Source organism: Achromobacter sp. B7, assembly GCF_003600685.1.
Taxonomy (GTDB): Bacteria; Pseudomonadota; Gammaproteobacteria; order Burkholderiales; family Burkholderiaceae_B; genus Achromobacter; species Achromobacter spanius_B.
In genome coordinates this window covers 5,465,936-5,481,662 of the sequence record NZ_CP032084.1, presented here as the reverse complement: position 1 = coordinate 5,481,662, position 15,727 = coordinate 5,465,936, and the positions used below count along the sequence as shown (strand labels likewise).

Annotated in this window: 14 protein-coding genes; 3 read left to right on the top strand and 11 right to left on the bottom strand. The window is 66.6% G+C overall.

Features of this window, described 5'->3' with window-relative positions; genetic code table 11:
• Nucleotides 1-183 precede the first annotated feature (183 nt).
• The gene (locus DVB37_RS24725) at nt 184-1,560 is read left to right on the top strand and encodes an MFS transporter (RefSeq protein ID WP_120157041.1); all 1,377 of its coding nucleotides are present in this window, start codon (nt 184-186) and stop codon (nt 1,558-1,560) included.
• A 23-nt stretch (nt 1,561-1,583) separates the two neighbouring features.
• Here the strand turns inward: DVB37_RS24725 and DVB37_RS24720 are convergent, their stop codons facing one another.
• The 10 genes from DVB37_RS24720 to DVB37_RS24675 all read right to left on the bottom strand — a co-directional run bounded on the left by DVB37_RS24720 (nt 1,584) and on the right by DVB37_RS24675 (nt 13,071).
• The gene (locus DVB37_RS24720) at nt 1,584-2,993 is read right to left on the bottom strand and encodes an FAD-dependent oxidoreductase (RefSeq protein ID WP_205571639.1); all 1,410 of its coding nucleotides are present in this window, start codon (nt 2,991-2,993) and stop codon (nt 1,584-1,586) included.
• A gap of 169 nt (nt 2,994-3,162) precedes the next feature.
• Entirely contained in the window at nt 3,163-3,525 is a 363-nt protein-coding gene (locus tag DVB37_RS24715) for a DUF805 domain-containing protein (protein ID WP_046806655.1), read from the bottom strand.
• Nucleotides 3,526-3,676: 151 nt separating this feature from the next.
• Nucleotides 3,677-4,459, bottom strand: a complete 783-nt coding sequence (locus DVB37_RS24710; RefSeq protein ID WP_046806654.1) for a cache domain-containing protein — start codon at nt 4,457-4,459, stop codon at nt 3,677-3,679.
• A 44-nt stretch (nt 4,460-4,503) separates the two neighbouring features.
• On the bottom strand, nt 4,504-5,250 hold the full coding sequence (locus DVB37_RS24705; RefSeq protein WP_120157039.1) for a FadR/GntR family transcriptional regulator: 747 nt from the start codon (nt 5,248-5,250) through the stop codon (nt 4,504-4,506).
• 44 nt (nt 5,251-5,294) lie between these two features.
• On the bottom strand, nt 5,295-6,089 hold the full coding sequence (locus tag DVB37_RS24700; RefSeq protein ID WP_046806652.1) for a nuclear transport factor 2 family protein: 795 nt from the start codon (nt 6,087-6,089) through the stop codon (nt 5,295-5,297).
• Between the two features lie 13 nt (nt 6,090-6,102).
• Nucleotides 6,103-7,533, bottom strand: a complete 1,431-nt coding sequence (locus tag DVB37_RS24695) for a gamma-aminobutyraldehyde dehydrogenase (RefSeq protein WP_120157038.1) — start codon at nt 7,531-7,533, stop codon at nt 6,103-6,105.
• 203 nt (nt 7,534-7,736) lie between these two features.
• A complete protein-coding gene (locus DVB37_RS24690) occupies nt 7,737-8,702 on the bottom strand; it encodes a tripartite tricarboxylate transporter substrate binding protein (RefSeq protein ID WP_120157037.1) in 966 nt (321 codons plus the stop codon).
• 110 nt (nt 8,703-8,812) lie between these two features.
• The gene (locus DVB37_RS24685; RefSeq protein ID WP_120157640.1) at nt 8,813-10,060 is read right to left on the bottom strand and encodes a CaiB/BaiF CoA-transferase family protein; all 1,248 of its coding nucleotides are present in this window, start codon (nt 10,058-10,060) and stop codon (nt 8,813-8,815) included.
• A gap of 163 nt (nt 10,061-10,223) precedes the next feature.
• Nucleotides 10,224-11,405, bottom strand: coding sequence for a MaoC family dehydratase N-terminal domain-containing protein (locus DVB37_RS24680; RefSeq protein WP_046806649.1), 1,182 nt, complete (start codon nt 11,403-11,405; stop codon nt 10,224-10,226).
• A 19-nt stretch (nt 11,406-11,424) separates the two neighbouring features.
• Complete coding sequence (locus tag DVB37_RS24675; RefSeq protein ID WP_240433992.1) at nt 11,425-13,071, bottom strand: acyl-CoA synthetase; 1,647 nt, start codon at nt 13,069-13,071, stop codon at nt 11,425-11,427.
• Between the two features lie 169 nt (nt 13,072-13,240).
• On the opposite strand from DVB37_RS24675, the gene DVB37_RS24670 reads away from it, so the two are divergent.
• On the top strand, nt 13,241-14,041 hold the full coding sequence (locus tag DVB37_RS24670) for an IclR family transcriptional regulator (protein ID WP_104141841.1): 801 nt from the start codon (nt 13,241-13,243) through the stop codon (nt 14,039-14,041).
• 4 nt (nt 14,042-14,045) lie between these two features.
• Complete coding sequence (locus tag DVB37_RS24665; protein ID WP_120157036.1) at nt 14,046-14,495, top strand: PaaI family thioesterase; 450 nt, start codon at nt 14,046-14,048, stop codon at nt 14,493-14,495.
• A gap of 15 nt (nt 14,496-14,510) precedes the next feature.
• On the opposite strand, the gene prpF is transcribed toward DVB37_RS24665, so the two are convergent.
• Nucleotides 14,511-15,695 carry a 2-methylaconitate cis-trans isomerase PrpF gene (prpF, locus tag DVB37_RS24660; RefSeq protein ID WP_120157035.1) on the bottom strand — a complete coding sequence of 395 codons (1,185 nt, stop codon included), beginning with the start codon at nt 15,693-15,695 and terminating at the stop codon, nt 14,511-14,513.
• Between the last annotated feature and the right edge of the window lie 32 nt (nt 15,696-15,727).

The following is a 15,727-nucleotide window of genomic DNA, read 5'->3' as shown; positions in this document are numbered from 1 at the left end:
GGTGCAGGTATTCAGTGCAATTGCTGCGTCTTCCGCTTGGTGTGGCGCACGCCTAGGATGTGCGAAAGGGCGCCGTGTTGGCGTCCCGCCTTTCTTGCAGGCCCGTTCATGCCCACCACTTGTCCCGCAGTTCCTGTGCCGCCCCGACCAGCCCCCCGGCTGTTGGCGTGCCTGTCTTTATGCATGTTGTTGCCCGCGCTGGGCGCCAGCATTGCCAACGTGGCCTTGCCGACGCTGTCAGTGGCGTTGGATGCGCGCTTTCAGGACGTGCAGTGGATTGTGCTGGCCTACCTGCTGGCCATCACCACGCTGATTGTCAGCGTGGGGCGGCTGGGAGATCTGCTGGGACGGCGGCGGTTAATGCTGGCGGGAATCGGGCTGTTCACCGTGGGGTCGCTGGCCTGCGGCGCGTCGCTCGGCTTGGGCGGATTGATTGCGGCGCGCGCGGTGCAGGGCCTGGGCGCGGCGATCATGATGGCGCTGACCATGGCGTTCGCCAGCGCGTCCGTGGCCAAGGAGAAGACGGGTAGCGTCATGGGGCTGATGGGGACGATGTCGGCCATCGGTACCGCCTTGGGGCCGACGTTGGGCGGGCTGTTGATCGGGGCGTTTGGCTGGCCTTCGATTTTTCTGATCAACGTGCCGCTGGGCGTGTTGGCATTCGGGCTGGCGTGGGTTCATTTGCCCAAAGACGGCGCGCAAGGCGGCCCGGTGCACTCGCTGCAAGCCGTGCCTTCAAGAGCACCCTTCGATGTGCCCGGCTCGGCGCTGTTGGCGTGCGGCATCGCCGCCTACGCATTGGCGATGACCGCCGGTGGCGGCTTCGGGGCCGCCAATGCCGCGCTGCTTGCTGCGGCGGCCATGGCCGGCGGGGCGTTCGTGTGGCGTCAAGCTCGGGCAGCGTCCCCGCTTATCCAACTGTCGCTGTTTCGCCAACCCGCGTTAAGCGCGGGCGTGGCGACGAACGGGTTGGTGTCTACCGTGATGATGACGACGCTGGTCGTGGGGCCGTTCTACCTGGGCGGCGCGTTGGGCCTGGACACCGCGGGGGTAGGCCTGGTGATGTCGTGCGGCCCTGTCGTCGCGGCGCTGGTGGGGGTGCCGGCCGGGCGGGCGGTGGACCGGTTTGGCGCGCAACGTGTGATGCTGGCCGGCTTGGTGGCGATGACCGCCGGCGCGGCGGTGCTGCCGTGGGTGCCGGCCGCCTTTGGCATTGCGGGGTACGTGGCGCCGCTGGCTGTGATCACCAGCGGCTATGCGCTGTTTCAGGCCGCCAACAGCAGCGCCGTCATGGGCAGCGCGCAGGCGGACCAGCGCGGGGCGGTGTCGGGCGTCTTGAACTTGTCGCGCAACCTGGGGTTCATTACGGGCGCGTCGTTGATGGGCGCCGTGTTTGCGTGGGGCGCTGGCAGTGTCGACCTGCGGTTGGCGTCGCCCGCCGCGTTGGCGGCGGGCATGCGGTGGACCTATGCGCTGGCCGTGGTGCTGCTGTGGGTGGCGGTAGCCATAGCCATCAAGGGCCGCGACCGCGCGCGGTCTGCCGCCCTGACCGGAGCCTGATCGGCAGGCGCCAGGACGCGCGGCTAGAACGACACCATGTCGGCCGGGTTCAGGATGCCCATCACACCCAGCGCACCCTTGATCAGCGGGATGGCCACGGGCGACAAGTGGCGTCCCAGCGGGATGCCCGCATGGTCAAAGCGCGTCAGCATGGCGTAGTCGGTGTTGCGGCCGGTGACGTCATCGCTGATGGCGCGGCCGATGCGCACCGTTTGCGCCACGCCGTGGCCGCTCCAGCCGTGCACCATGTACACGGGCACATCGCCCGCGCTCTTGCGGCTGTCGGTCGCGCCGTTCAGCGTCAGGTCGCTGATGCCGCTCCAGGAATATTCCAGCGCCGGGTTTTCCAATTGCGGGAACACGGTCTTGATGCGATCCAGCAGGTAGTTGTTGACGTCGCGCGGCGACCACGAGTTACCGGTGCCCTGGCCTCCGAACAGCAGCCGGTTGTTGCGCACCGGCCGGTAGTAGTCGATTTGCAGCTGCGTGTCGTAGATGGGCAGGCCGGACGGGATCAGCGCGTTCAGCGTATCGCCCAGCGGCGGGGTAACGGCCACGTAGGTGAAGAACGGCACGGTGGTTGAGCTACCCGGCATGAACTGGAAGGTGGCGCTGTGCACGGCCAGCACCACGGCGCGGCGTGCCTTGATGGCGCCTTGCGCCGTGGTCACGCGCGTATTGCCCGGCGATTCGTCGATGGCTTGCGCGGCGGTGTTGTCGTAGACGCGGCCGCCCAGTTTGACGAAGGCGTGGATCAGACCTCGCAGCAGCGCCAAGGGCTGCACCTGGCCGCCGCCGCTGTCGATGGCCGCGCCGAAATAGATGTCGGACTTCACGTACTGTTCTTTCAGTTCGTGCCTGCCGATGATCTTGACGGCGTCGTCGCCCAGCCGCCGGCGCGCGTCGGCATTTTCAACCAGCGCGCCCATATGGCCCGCATGCACCGCCGCCGTGACGTGGCCGCGCTTGCGGTCGCAATCGAAGCCGTAGCGCTCGCGCAGGCCGTCCACCGTTTCCATGGCTTCGACCGAGGCAAAGCGCCACAGCCGCCGCGCGTCGTCCAACGGCAGGTTGTCCAGCATCGTGCCCGCTTCCCAGCGCGCCAGGCCCGGTGTCATCTGGCCGCCGTTACGGCCCGATGCGCCCGAACCGATATGGTCTTTTTCGATCAGCACCACATCGACGCCGGCTTCGGCCAGGTGCAAGGCGGTGGACGCGCCCAGCAGGCCGCCTCCGATGACGACCACTTCGCAGTCCACATCGCCCGGCAGCGGGCCGAAGGCGGGCCACTCGGACAGCGAGGCCTCGTAGTAGTTGGCGGGCATGGGGTCGGTGGGTTTGGCGTCGTGCCGCCAGTTCCAGATGCGCGGATCAATGCCCAGCCGGGTGGGTATCGGCTGGGCATCGTGCAGCAATTGGGCGGGCGGCAGCATGGTGTCGCGGGGCGGCACACTGGCGTAGGCGGTGGTCAAGGCGTGCGAGGTCGCGGGCCACAAGCCCAGTGCGCCGACGGCGGTGGCCGTCGTTGTGGCCGCCGCTGTCTTGAGGATGAATTCGCGTCGATTCAATGTCATGTCGATGTTCCTGGAATCGGAAAAGGGCTCAGGCCGTGGGGGCCGGGCCGAAGCGGTTGCGGCCGGGAGCGCCGGCGGGCAGCATGAAGGGCTGCAACAGCAGCGTGCCGATGACGGGCACGGCATGCAGCAAGCCCCACCAGCCGCTGCGGCCGGTGTCGTGCAGGCGGCGGATGGTGACGGCCAGCGCGGGCAGCAGCGTCAGCAGCAGAAAGCCCGCCGTGTACCAGCCAAACAGGATTTCAGGGTTGGCGATGGCCAGCGCGCGTTCCACCGCCGAGATCGCCAACACGGCCATCAGCTGGAACAGCACGAAGTACCAATATTCGCGACGCCGTGCGCGGCCTTGGAAGACGGCGTAGTGTTTGAGGGCTTGCAGATACCACTTCATGGGGGGTCTCCTGGTTTGTAAAGATGTGCGCCATCCGCGCCGGGCGTGAGCGCGGGCGGCGTCATCGGCGCGCGGGGGCGCCAAGGGATTGCAAAGAATTAAGGGAAGGGGCGTGGGCGCGGGCGGGCGTCGTGCCGGCGCGTCGGACCCCTCAGCTGCCGGGGCTGTGCGCCAGTCCGGGCAGGCTGGGCTGGCCGGCGTGGCCGCCCGCCGCGTGTGATGGCGGGGCGGGCAGCACCGCCAGGCGTAGCGCGCCGGGGGCGCCGATAAGGCGGTCACCGTGTTGCGGCTGCCACAGGCTGCCGGTGCGAATGCGGTGGGCGGTGGACATGACCACGCGCGAATCCGCGTTCAGCACCAACGCGGGCTTGCCGATGCGCCGCAACGCGGGCAGCAGCATGCGGTCCAGCGTGGAGACCAGGACATCCACGGCGGCTACGCCGGCGAACGCCTGGCGGACCAGCACGGGGTGCGCGGCGGTGATGGTGTAGGCGCCGTTGCAGATGTAGTCCACGTAGGGGCCTTCGATAACGGGAAGATGGCGGCGCGCGGGCTGGTCGAACCAGGCGAACGCGCGAAAATCCAGCCGCCGCCGCGTTTCCTGATTGCGTTCCAGGGGGACGTGTTGCAGGGAGCGCCCCTCTTGCTGCCACCATTCCAGCGTCCAGTAGCCGTCATCGGTGTCGGCATGCGCTTCAAAGCTGGCGAAGCCCGCGCCGTTGCACCAGGGGTTCAGTTGCAGCGCCACCTGGATGTGGGTTTGCAGCGCGCGGCGATGGTCCGCCGACAGCCGCAGGCCGCTACCGGGCGTCGGGGTCTGGCCCGACAGAATCTGCGCGGCGGCCTCGGCCAGCGCGGCGGCGGTGTTCCGGGCGTCGTTCACGACGCAGTCCAGAATGCCGTGGGCCCGGTCGATATGCGCGTCTTCGTTCATCTGCCGTCTCCTGTAGCCAAGGTTGCCGCCGGCGTTCAGCGGCCCTAGGTCTGTTGTGGCGGCGGCGCCGTGGCGTCCAACCGCAGTTTGTGTTCAAGCAGGTGGTCCGTCTGCGTGCTGATCATGTCCAGGGCAAGCGCGCTGCCGGCAAGATCGTCGCCCGCTTGCAGCGCCGCTTGCAGCCGGCGATACGCCGCCACCATCTCGGCGTGCACTGACCCGTGCGGATACAGCGCGGCAACCAGCGGCGCCCATTCCGCCTGGATTTCAAGCTCTTGGTTGGCCAGCCGCGCCGACTGCGCGTGCGTGGCCAGCAGCAGCAGGCAACGCATGTCCGCCTGCGCGCGCGCCTGCGCCGCCTTAGCCGCTTCGAACTGGTCGATCTCTTGCGCCAGGCGCCGGTGATCGTCAGCCGTTGAACGCTGCGCGGCCAGCTTGGCGCTGTGGCCGATCACGGCGCAATGCAGCTCGCCCAGGTCGGCCAGATCGCCCGGCGTGGCCAGGCGCAGCGGATGGCGGTCGTGCATCATCTGCGCCGGCACGGGGCACACGAAGCTGCCCCCATTGCGCCCGCGCCGGGTGTCGATCAGCTGGCGCGCGCGCAAGGTGTTCAAGGCCTCGCGCACGGTTACGGGCGACACGCCCATCAGGCGCGACAACTCGTTCTCGTTGGGCAGCTGCTCGTCGGGATGCAGCAGGCCGGCGACGATCGCGTTGCTGAGGCGTTCGACGACCTGCTCCGAGCGCGTGCCTTGGCCAATCGGTGCATAGACGATGGCGTGGGCGGTCATGGGGGGCTCCGGCGCGAATGGAAAACGTGCATCATGCCACGGCGCTAGAAGATGCCGTGGCGATGCAGCGCCTGGCTGTCGTCGGGCACGGGCGCGATGGCATCCCAGAGTTCGACGACCTTGCCGTCTTGCACGCGCCACAGTTCAAAGTAGGCGTGGCGCTGGTCGGCGATGCTGCCCTCGGAATGCGTCAGCACGAAGTCGCCTTCGGCCACGCAGCGATGGATGCGGCTGTATTGCAGGCCCTGGCCGGATTCGCGCAGCTGGTTCAGAAAGCCGATGACGGCTGCCGTGCCGTCGGCAATGTCCGGGCTGTGCTGGTGGAAGGCTTCGCCGTTGCAGTTGTCGATGAACGCTTGATAGTCGCCTTCGATCAGGGCGCGAGTGAAAAAGCCCAGCACCAGCGCTCGGTTTTCATCGACGTCCTGGTCGGCGCGCGGTTGCGTCGGGCCGTCCAGCTGGGTGCGGCCACTGGCGTTGGGCGGCGCTTCGGGCACCAGGCCGTCCCAATGTTCGACGATGCGGTTGTCGGCCACGCGATAGATGTCAAAGCCGACCAGCGGCTGTTCGCCCAGGCCGGTGTAGCGGCCGTGGATGGCGACCAGGTCGCCGTCCACCAGCACGCGGTGGGCCTCGTGCTTCAGGTCGGGATGTTCCTGGACCAGCATGAACAGGCCGTCCAGCCCGTTTTTGACCAAGGGGGAATGCTCGATGAAGCGCGGCGAGAAATAGCGTTCCAGCGCGCCGGTGTCGCGCAGCGTGAACAATTCATGGTGCGCGCGGGCAACGCGTTCGCGCAGCGCATCGGCTTGGGTGGTGGGCGTGTGTTGGGTGCTCATGATGTTTCCCCGGTCAGTCGTGCGCGCTCATCACGTGCTTGACGCGCGTGTATTCCTCGAAGCCATAGGCGGACAAGTCCTTGCCATAGCCCGACCGCTTGAAGCCGCCGTGCGGGGCTTCGGCGGTCAGCGGAATGTGCGTGTTGATCCATACCGTGCCGAAGTCCAGCTCGCGCGACAGGCGCTGCGCACGGCCGTGATCGCGTGTCCAGACGCTGGCGGCCAGGCCGTATTCCACGTCGTTGGCCATGGCGATGGCCTGTTCTTCGCCAGCAAACTTCTGCACCGTAATGACGGGGCCGAAGACTTCGGTCTGGATGGCTTCGTCCTGCTGTTGCAGGCCGGTGATGACGGTGGGTTCGAAGTAGTATCCGGCGCGCGCGGCCTGGCGGCCGCCGGTTTCAACGCGGGCGTGGGCAGGCAGGCGGGTGATGAAGCCCTGCACGCGTTCCAGCTGCGCGGCATTGTTCAGCGGACCGTACAGCGCCTCCTGATCGTCGGGGTCGCCAAAGCGGGTGTCGATAGCCGCGGCCACCAGCTTGGTGACGAACGCGTCGTGCACGGATTCAGCCACGATGACGCGGGTGGCGGCGGTGCAATCCTGCCCCGCATTGAAGAAGCCCGTCAGCGCAATGTGTTGCGCGGCGCGGTCCAGGTCGGTGTCTTCAAAGACGACGACCGGCGCCTTGCCGCCTAGTTCCAGATGTGCGCGGGTCAGGTTGGCGGCGGCGGACGCGGCCACTTGCAGGCCGGCTCGCACCGAACCGGTGATGGACACCAGCGCGGGGGTCTTGTGCGACACCACCTTGGCGCCCGTGGCGGCATTGCCCAGCACCACGTTGAACGCGCCGGCGGGGAAGAACGGCGCGGCCAGTTCGGCCAGCAGCAAGGTGCTTTCGGGCGTGGTGTCGCTGGGCTTGAGCACTACCGTGTTACCCGCTGCCAGGGCCGGCGCGATCTTCCAGACGGCCATCATCAGAGGATAGTTCCAGGGGGTGACCTGGCCCACCACGCCCAGCGGTTCGCGGCGGATGCTGGACGTCAAACCTTCCATGTATTCGCCCGTGGCCTTGCCCTCCAGAAAGCGCGCGGCGCCGGCAAAGAAACGGATCTGGTCGACGCAGACCGCGACTTCTTCAGAGGCGATCAGGTGCTTGAGCTGACCGGTGTTGCGGCTCTGGGCTTCGACCAGGCGGTCGCTGTTGGCCTGGACGGCGTCGGCCAATTTCAATAACGCCTGCTGGCGCGCGGACGGCGTGCTGCGGCCCCAGATCTTGAAGGCCGCGCTGGCGGCGGCGTAGGCGGCATCGACGTCGGCGGCGTTGGCGTTGGGAGAGCGGGCGATAGGCTGGGCGGTGACCGGGCTGATCAGGTCGAAGTATTCAGAGCCCGTGGATTCGGCGTACTGGCCGTTGATGAAATGCTTGAGGGTGGGCAGCGCCATGGTTTGTCTCCCGGAGGGTTGTTCTGGTTTGGGTTTTTCTAGCGGGTGGGCCAGCGCATTGGCTGACGGGTGGGCTAGCGATAGTTATATTCTCTGAGGTTATAGGTATTTATTCTGCTGGGGTTAACCCTGGATGTGAGCCCCATGCAAAGCGCCCGGGCGCGAGGCCCGGGCGTTGGGTGCAAAGCAAATGCGGGGAGAGGCTATTCCGCTTTCAGTCCGGCCTGGATGATCAGCGGTTGCCACTTCAGCCGTTCGCTACGCGCAAAGGCTTCCAGTTCAGCGGGCGTGCCGCCGCCGGGCTCGTGGCCAAGTTCCAGCAGGCGTTGGCGCACTTCGGGCTGCGCCAACGCCTTGGCAAGTTCCGCGTTCAACTTCTGCACCACGGCGGGCGGCGTGCCCTTGGGGGCGTACAGGCCGTTCCACGCAATTACCTGGAAGTCGGGCAGGCCTTGCGCCGACACCGGTTTCACGCCCGGCAACAAGGCGGATTCCTTCAACGACGTGACGGCCAACGCGCGCAGCTTGCCGCTGGTAATGAACGAGCGCGCGGCGCTGACGGTGTCGATGCCCAGCTGCACCTGGCCGCCCATCAGGTCCGTGGTGGCGGTTGCCGAACCCTTGTACGGAATGCCCCGGATGCTGGCCACGCCTTGTTGCTTGAGCAATTCGAACACCAGCCGCGCCGTGGTGCTGGGCATGCCGACATTGACGCTGTCGGCCTTGGACTTCGCGGCGTCTTGCAGGTCGGACAGGCTGTTGTAGGGCGAGCCGGGCGCGGTCAGCAACACCATCGGAAACGAGCTGACCAGCATGATGGGCGCGAAGTCTTTCGCGGGGTCGAAATTGGTGGACGCATAGATGTACTGATTCAGCACGTGCGTGCCGTTGGTGCCCATCAGCAAGGTGTAGCCGTCGGGGGCGGCGCGAGCCGCTTCGGACGCGCCGATGTTGCCGCCCGCGCCCGGCCGGTTTTCGACAATGAACGGCTGGCCCATGCTGCGCGCCAGATACTCGCCTAGATACCGGGCGGCCACGTCGGTGCCCTGTCCCGCCTGGTAGGGCACGATGATGCGCACCGGCTTTGAGGGATAGCTGTCCGCGGCCGACACCGGCTGTGCGAACAGAACGGATGCCGCCAGCGCGGCGATCATGCGTAAGGGTTTCATGGTGGTCTCCTGGATTTTTTTATAGGGTCGTGATGCCGCGGACGCGGATGCTGCCGTTGCCGCGGTGCTGCTGCTGCTGCTGCTGCTGCCGTCGTTGCTGTTGCTGCCTGCTATCGCTTGCGCGCGGGCCCGAGCGGCAAGACGCCGTCTGCGCGCAACCCGGCGATGTGCGTGTCGTCATACCCCGCCTCCCGCAAGACTTCATCAGTGTGTTGCCCAAAGCCGGGCGGGGGGCGGCCGATGCGCGTGGGCGCTTCGGACAAGCGCGTGGCCGGTCCAATGCCTTGATAGCCGTCGCGCGACACGCGCATGCCGCGATGCACCGCGTGCGCCTGTTCAAACGCTTCGGGCACGCTGTTGATGGGGCCGGCCGGCACGCCCAGCCGCATCAGGTCGTGGCAGAGATCGGCACGCGAGCGGTGGGCCAGCGCTTGCTCGATGGCGGCGCGCAAGGCGTCGCGGTGGTCCAGCCGCTGGCGGTTGGTGGCAAAGCGCGCGTCCTCCAGCAAGGCGCCCAACCCGGCGTAATCGCAGAATTTGCGGAACTGGCGGTCGTTCACCACACCCAGAAAAATCTCGCCGTCGCGGCATGCAAACCGGTCGTATGGCGCGATATTCGGATGCGCGCTGCCCATCAGCGCGGGCGTCTGGCCCGTGTGCATCCAGTTGGCCGCGTGCGGCACCAGCAGGCTTAACGCGGTGTCGAACAAGGTCACGTCCACGCGCTGGCCCTGACCCGTGCGTGCGCGGTGGTACAGCGCCAGCAAGATGCCCGACTGCGCGGTGTAGCCGGTCAGGTGGTCGACGATGGGGATGCCGATGCGCGTCGGGCCGCCGGCCGCGTCACCGTTCACGCTCATCAAGCCGCACATGGCTTGCAGGATGGCGTCGTAGCCGGGCATGCCGCCCAGCGGGCCGTCTTCGCCAAAGCCTGAAATGGCGCAATAGATCAGCTGGGGAAAGCGCGGCTTCAAATCAGTTTCGTAATCCAGGCCCCACTTGGCCATGGTGCCGGGCAAGAAATTCTCGACCAGCACATCGGCCTCTTGCAGCAGGCGCAGCAGGACGTCGCGACCGCCGGGCAAGGACAAGTCCAGGCCAATGGCGCGCTTGCCTCGGTTGACCGCGGTGAAGTAGGCGGCGTCGCCGTCCGCGTTGACGGGCGGGCCTAGTGCTCGGGTTTCGTCGCCACCGGGCGGCTCGACCTTGATGACGCTAGCGCCCTGGTCGGACAACATCTGCGTGCAGAGCGGCCCGGCCAGCACCCTGGATAGATCGATGACCCGAATGCCTTCCAGCGCGCCGGCGGCGCGGGCGGGCGGGGCGTGTGCAGCATGCTCCGATGAACCAGACATCATTGACCTCGGTTTGGTCATGTCGGACGCGCGGGCGGCAAACCCGCGCGCGATCATGGCAAGCAGCGGCGGCCGGTCAGCCGTCGGAAATCAGGCAGCGGGGCGCGCGCTGCGCCCGCGCCGCCCATGCATCATGCAGTCATGAGGGCCATGTGCGCGATACGGCTTACGCACGGGTGGGCAATTCAACCACGCCCGAGCCCAGCACGGACAACTCATCGTCCTGGTTGCGCGCTTCCTGTTCGATTTCCACCAGGTGCCGGCCGTCTTCCACGTACTTGCGCTTGACGCGGCCCTTGAAGAACAGCATGTCGCCCTCGGGGTTGTGGCGGCGAATCTTGCACGTGGACTTGCGGAGGAAACCGTCATCGCCCATCCAGTTCGTCAGGTGATGCGTCAACCACGAATTGCGTTCCGGACCGTAGTCGTAGGCGCCCGGCGCGCCCACTTCCAGCGCGAATTCTTCTTCCCAGTGCACGCGTTCCGGCACGTCGGGAATGCCGAAGCGGTTGGTGATGCCCACGCCCGGGTGCGCGTCAATCAGTTGCCAGGCCAGCTTGTTGGCGCGGATGTACAGGCCGCCCCAGCCTTGCGCGTAGGCAATGAAGCCGGTCACCGTCATGGGGCCCTTGAACATCACGGGCAATTCTTCGCCTTCCTTCACGTCTTCCCAGTAACGGGGCGTGGCGCCGCGCACTTCTTCCTGCGCGTACAGCTTGTACGCTTCCTTGATTTCTTCAGGGCTGTAGCGGCGCGGTTCGCGGGCGCGCACTTCCTTGTACTTGCTGCCTTGTTCGCGGGCGTGGTCGCGTTCGGTGCGAAAGCACCAGCTGTCGGCCTCGGCCACCTTGTCGCCGTCCTGGTTGAAAAAATCCACGTGATAGATCTGTTGCACGGCGCGGCCGGCAAAGCGCGTCTGGTGTTCAACCAGGTCTTTAAGGTGTGCTTCGGTCGAGATCACGTCGTTGCGCTTGACGGTCTTGTGCCAGGTCCAGTCGGCCCCTGACCACATGGCGTGCACGCCGGGCAGGCCACCCACGTAGCCCGACACGATGCGGCTGGTGGAAAACAAAAAGCTGGGCAAGGCGATGATGCCGCCATGCTGCGTCTTGGCGGCGTAGTCGGGGTCCGACCACAGCGGGTTGTCATCGCCGATGCCGTGCGCGTAGTGGCGGATGTTGTCGCGCGTGGCTTCGTAGCACCACGGTTCGGCGGTGGCGCCGATCTTCACGCCGATCCGCGCGCGCAGTTCGTCCAGGCCGCGCTCGGTGATCTTCGGGAAGCTGCGTTCGGTCTTCGTGGGGGCCTGGGCTTGGGGCTGCACTTGCGGTTTGGTTTCGGTCAGCATGATGTCTCCTGGGGATGGGTCATACGTGCGCGGCGGGCGCGGCGGGTGTTTTGTTGGTGGGGGCGTCGGTGGAGCCGTCGGTAGGGGTGTCAGGGGAGGTGGCGGCGTTGATGTTCGCGGAGGGCGCTGCAAGTTCCTGTTCGCGCAGTTTGCGGCGATGAATCTTCCCGGCTGGCGTCTTGGGCAGCTCAGGCACAAACACCACCTGGCGCGGATATTCGTGTTGCGCCAATTGGCTGCGCACGGTGTTCTGGATTTCTTCCACGAAGGCGTCGTCACCCGGCCGGGCCGACACCACGAACGCCTTGACGACCTGGCCGCGCAGCGCGTCGGGCACGCCGATGGCGGCGGCTTCGGTGACGTCGCGGTGTTTCAGGATGGCGTCTTCGATTTCAACGGCGCTCATCGTCCACCCGGCGGAAATGATGACGTCGTCGGCGCGGCCGCCATGCCAGAAATAGCCGTCTTCGTCGACGCGGCCCAAGTCCTTGGTGGCTACCCAGGCGTCGCGTCGCCACAGTTTCAGTTCGCCCGTCACCCCGGGCGGGCAGGGCGCGCCGTTGGCATCCTGCACCTGGACGCGCAAGCCGGGCACGGGCTTGCCCAGCGATCCCGCCTTGACGGTGAAGTCTGGCGCGCCCGGGTAGTTCACCAGGCACACGCCGATTTCCGTCGTGCCGTACATGCTGCACACCGGGCGTCCAAAGGTTGCCTGGACAAAGGCAGAGGTCTCGCTGTCGATGGGTTCGCCGGTAAAAGACACCTTGTCTATCTGGTAGCGATATTGGCCCGCCGCGCCAGAGTTGCGCATCATCCGGTAATGCGTGGCGGCCGCCGAGATGTTGTTGAACGCGTGGTCCTGCAAGGCTTGCAGCAGGCGTTCGGCGTTGAACTTGCCGGCATAGGCGCCGATGGTCACGCCCATCGCCAGGGGCGCCAGCGTGCCGTGCCACAGGCCATGCCCCCACGCCGGGGATGATGGGCACATGTAGCGGTCGCCGGGGCGCACGCCGGTGCCGTACAGCGCGGCCAGCATCAAGGTGACCAGCGCGCGATGCGTGTGGCGCACGGCGTCGGGCAGTTCGCGGGTGGTGCCCGATGTGTACTGGAAGATGGCCAGGTCATCGGCTTGCGTGTTGCAGTCGTATTGCGCGGGGAATCGGTCCAGCGATGTCAGGAATGCGTCGTCCGCGATCACCACGCGCATGTCGTCGGCGGCCGGCACCATCGGCGCCTTGTCGGCGTTGGTGACCAGCATGCGCGGCTGGCAATCCTGCACGCGCAGCCGGATGCCGTCCGGCCCAAACAGGGTGAACAGCGGCACCGCGATCGCGCCGCGCTTCATGGCGCCGAACATGGCCACATAGAACGCCAGCGACGGTTCCAGCATGACGGCCACGCGGTCGCCGGCGCCGATGCCCTGATCCGCCAGGTAGTGCGCAAAGCGCGAGGACGCCTGGGCGATCTGTTGGAAGCTGAAGGTTTCATCAGCGCCGGTTGCACGCACCAGGATGATCGCGGGCTGGTCCTTGTGCGCGTGCCGGTCGATGCATTCGTGCGCAATGTTCATGCGGTCGCGGTTGCCATCGAACAACTCCCAAAGCTTCTCGGAAGTGCAAAGCGCGTGCGCGTCGGCGTATGAGGTGGTCTGCGTCAGCATCGTCATGTCGTCGTACCTGTGTGGGTCTGGCAAGCCGTTGAAGCGACTATGCGCGCCGGCTTTTAAATTGTCAATGACGTTTATCGGTTGTATATAGACAATTATCGGCGCCAATTAGGGGACGCGTTTTGTCCCGCGCAAGGTATGCTTGCCGCAATAAAAACCGGAGAGCCCGATGAGTGAAGCCAGTTCCCAGGAATCCACCGCCGCAGCGGGGCCGCGCGTGCGCCCCGTGCCGGCGGTAACGCGGTCAATCGCCATCTTGCGATTGCTGGGCCGTGGCGGCGAGGCCATGACCTTGAAGGCCATCTCGCAGGAGCTGGGCATGGTCACCAGCACCTGCCTGCACATACTTCGTGTGCTGGTGGAAGAAGGCTTGGTGAAGGTCGACACCGGCACCAAGCGCTACAGCCTGGGCGTGGGCATGTTGACCCTGGCGCGCAGCGTGATCGAAAGCAGCCCCTTCCCGGCGTTGGTGCAGCCGGTGCTGGACAAGCTGTCCAGCAGCGCGAACGTCACGGCCATCGGCGTCGAGGTCGCGGGCAGCGAACACATGGTGGTGCTGGCGCTGTCGCGCTCGACCGCGCCCTTCCGTCTGCACGTGGACGTGGGCAGCCGCTTCCCCGCGCTGATCAGCGCAACGGGCCGTTTGGTGGCCGCGTTTTCAGACCTGTCGGACAAAGAACTGGAACGCCGATTCAAGGCGTTGCGCTGGGATCAGGCGCCCGCCTATGCGGAGTGGAAAGCCGACATCGACGCGGTGCGGCGCGAGGGCTATAGCCTGGATCGCAACCACTACATCAACGGCGTCGTCGTCATCGCCGTGCCCGTGCTCGACAGCCACAAGCGCATGACGCATTCCCTGGTGGCCGCGGGCCTGGCCGAACAACTGGACGACGCCCGCGCGCACGCGCTGGCCAAGGAATTGCAAGCGGAAGCGCACACGCTGTCGCAACTGCTGTCCACACGGAGCTGACGCCATGTCGCACCCCGCCAATCCCGAATCCCTTGCCGCCGATGGCTGGCACCGCAAATCACTACCCGGCTTCGCCGGACTGATCGGCCCCTTGTGGGTTCGCAAGGAAGGGCAGGCGTGGGCCTACGGACTCTTGGCCACCGAGAACCACCTGAACCCGGCAGGCGTCGTACACGGCGGCTTGTTGACCGCGCTGCTGGACCACGGCTTAAGCGCCATCGCCTGGCAAGCCTTGGGCCGCCGCGCGTGCGTCACGGTGCAACTGGACACGCACTTCCTGGCGGCGGCACGCGCGGGACAGTTCCTGGAAGTGCGCGGAGACGTTCTGCGCGCCACGTCCAGCCTGGTGTTCATGCGGGGGGAGCTAAGCGTCGCCGGGCAGGTGTTGGCGACGGGGGCGGCGGTGTTGAAAGTGCTGGACCCAGGCCCAGGCGCGAAGCCCGCGCCTGCCTGATTGCGCCGCCCCGCCTTAGAAGCCGATTCGCGGCACGTGCACGCGGCCTTCCATCAGCACGCGCGCGCTGCGGCTCATGATGGCCTTGGTGACCTTCCATTCGCCGTCAACCAACTGCGCTTGTGCGCCTACGCGCAGCGTGCCGGAGGGGTGGCCGAAGTTGACGTTGTCGCGTTCGGTGCCGCCGGCGGCCAGGTTGACCAGCGTGCCCGGCACGGCTGCGGCGGTGGCGATGGCGACCGAGGCCGTGCCCATCATCGCGTGGTGCAGCTTGCCCATGGACAGCGCGCGCACCAGCACGTCGATATCGCCCGCGCCAATCTGCTTGCCGCTGGATGACACGTAGGCCTTGGGCGGCGCCACGAAAGCGACCTTCGGCGTGTGCTGGCGGCTGGCGGCTTCTTCCAGTTTTTCGATCAGGCCCATGCGCAGCGCGCCGTGCGCGCGAATGGTTTCAAAGCGCGCCAAGGCAGCGGCGTCGCTGTTGATGTCGTCTTGCAATTCCGTGCCGGTATAGCCCAGCGCAGCCGCTTCCAGGAAGATGGTCGGGATGCCGGAATTGATCATCGTGGCCTTGAACGTGCCCACGCCCGGCACTTCCAGGTCGTCCACCAGATTGCCCGTGGGGAACATCGAGCCGCCGTCCCCGTCTTCGGCCGGGTCCATGAATTCCAGGCGCAGTTCGGCGGCGGGAAAGGTCACGCCGTCCAGTTCGAAGTCGCCGGTTTCCTGCACCGCGCCGTCCGTCATGGGCACGTGAGCGATGATGGTTTTCTTGATGTTGGCCTGCCAGATGCGCACCACCGCCACGCCGTTGTCCGGCACGCGCGCCGGGTCGACCAGGCCGTTGGTGATGGCGAAGGGGCCGACGGCCGCCGACAGGTTGCCGCAGTTGCCGCTCCAGTCCACGAACGGCTGGTCAATGGAGACCTGGCCGAACAGGTAGTCCACGTCGTGATCCGGCTGCGTGCTTTTGCCGACGATGACGGTCTTGCTGGTGCTGGAGGTGGCCGCACCCATGCCGTCGATCTGCTTGCCGTAGGGGTCGGGGCTGCCGATCACGCGTAGCAGCAACGCGTCGCGCGCCGGGCCGGGCACGCGCGCGGATTCGGGCAGGTCGTCAAGCTTGAAGAACACGCCTTTGCTGGTGCCGCCGCGCATGTAGGTGGCGGTGATTTTGGTCTGAGGAGCATGAGCCATGGGGATGTCCTGGTGTCTGTGAGGTCAGGGCG

Excerpts from the sequence above, each read along its gene's own strand:
- DVB37_RS24725 (WP_120157041.1), top strand. The coding sequence starts at position 184 with ATGTTGTTGCCCGCGCTGGGCGCCAGCATTGCCAACGTGGCCTTGCCG.
- DVB37_RS24720 (WP_205571639.1), bottom strand. The coding sequence starts at position 2,993 with ATGCTGCCGCCCGCCCAATTGCTGCACGATGCCCAGCCGATACCCACC.
- DVB37_RS24715 (WP_046806655.1), bottom strand. The coding sequence starts at position 3,525 with ATGAAGTGGTATCTGCAAGCCCTCAAACACTACGCCGTCTTCCAAGGC.
- DVB37_RS24710 (WP_046806654.1), bottom strand. The coding sequence starts at position 4,459 with ATGAACGAAGACGCGCATATCGACCGGGCCCACGGCATTCTGGACTGC.
- DVB37_RS24705 (WP_120157039.1), bottom strand. The coding sequence starts at position 5,250 with ATGACCGCCCACGCCATCGTCTATGCACCGATTGGCCAAGGCACGCGC.
- DVB37_RS24700 (WP_046806652.1), bottom strand. The coding sequence starts at position 6,089 with ATGAGCACCCAACACACGCCCACCACCCAAGCCGATGCGCTGCGCGAA.
- DVB37_RS24695 (WP_120157038.1), bottom strand. The coding sequence starts at position 7,533 with ATGGCGCTGCCCACCCTCAAGCATTTCATCAACGGCCAGTACGCCGAA.
- DVB37_RS24690 (WP_120157037.1), bottom strand. The coding sequence starts at position 8,702 with ATGAAACCCTTACGCATGATCGCCGCGCTGGCGGCATCCGTTCTGTTC.
- DVB37_RS24685 (WP_120157640.1), bottom strand. The coding sequence starts at position 10,060 with ATGATGTCTGGTTCATCGGAGCATGCTGCACACGCCCCGCCCGCCCGC.
- DVB37_RS24680 (WP_046806649.1), bottom strand. The coding sequence starts at position 11,405 with ATGCTGACCGAAACCAAACCGCAAGTGCAGCCCCAAGCCCAGGCCCCC.
- DVB37_RS24675 (WP_240433992.1), bottom strand. The coding sequence starts at position 13,071 with ATGACGATGCTGACGCAGACCACCTCATACGCCGACGCGCACGCGCTT.
- DVB37_RS24670 (WP_104141841.1), top strand. The coding sequence starts at position 13,241 with ATGAGTGAAGCCAGTTCCCAGGAATCCACCGCCGCAGCGGGGCCGCGC.
- DVB37_RS24665 (WP_120157036.1), top strand. The coding sequence starts at position 14,046 with ATGTCGCACCCCGCCAATCCCGAATCCCTTGCCGCCGATGGCTGGCAC.
- prpF (WP_120157035.1), bottom strand. The coding sequence starts at position 15,695 with ATGGCTCATGCTCCTCAGACCAAAATCACCGCCACCTACATGCGCGGC.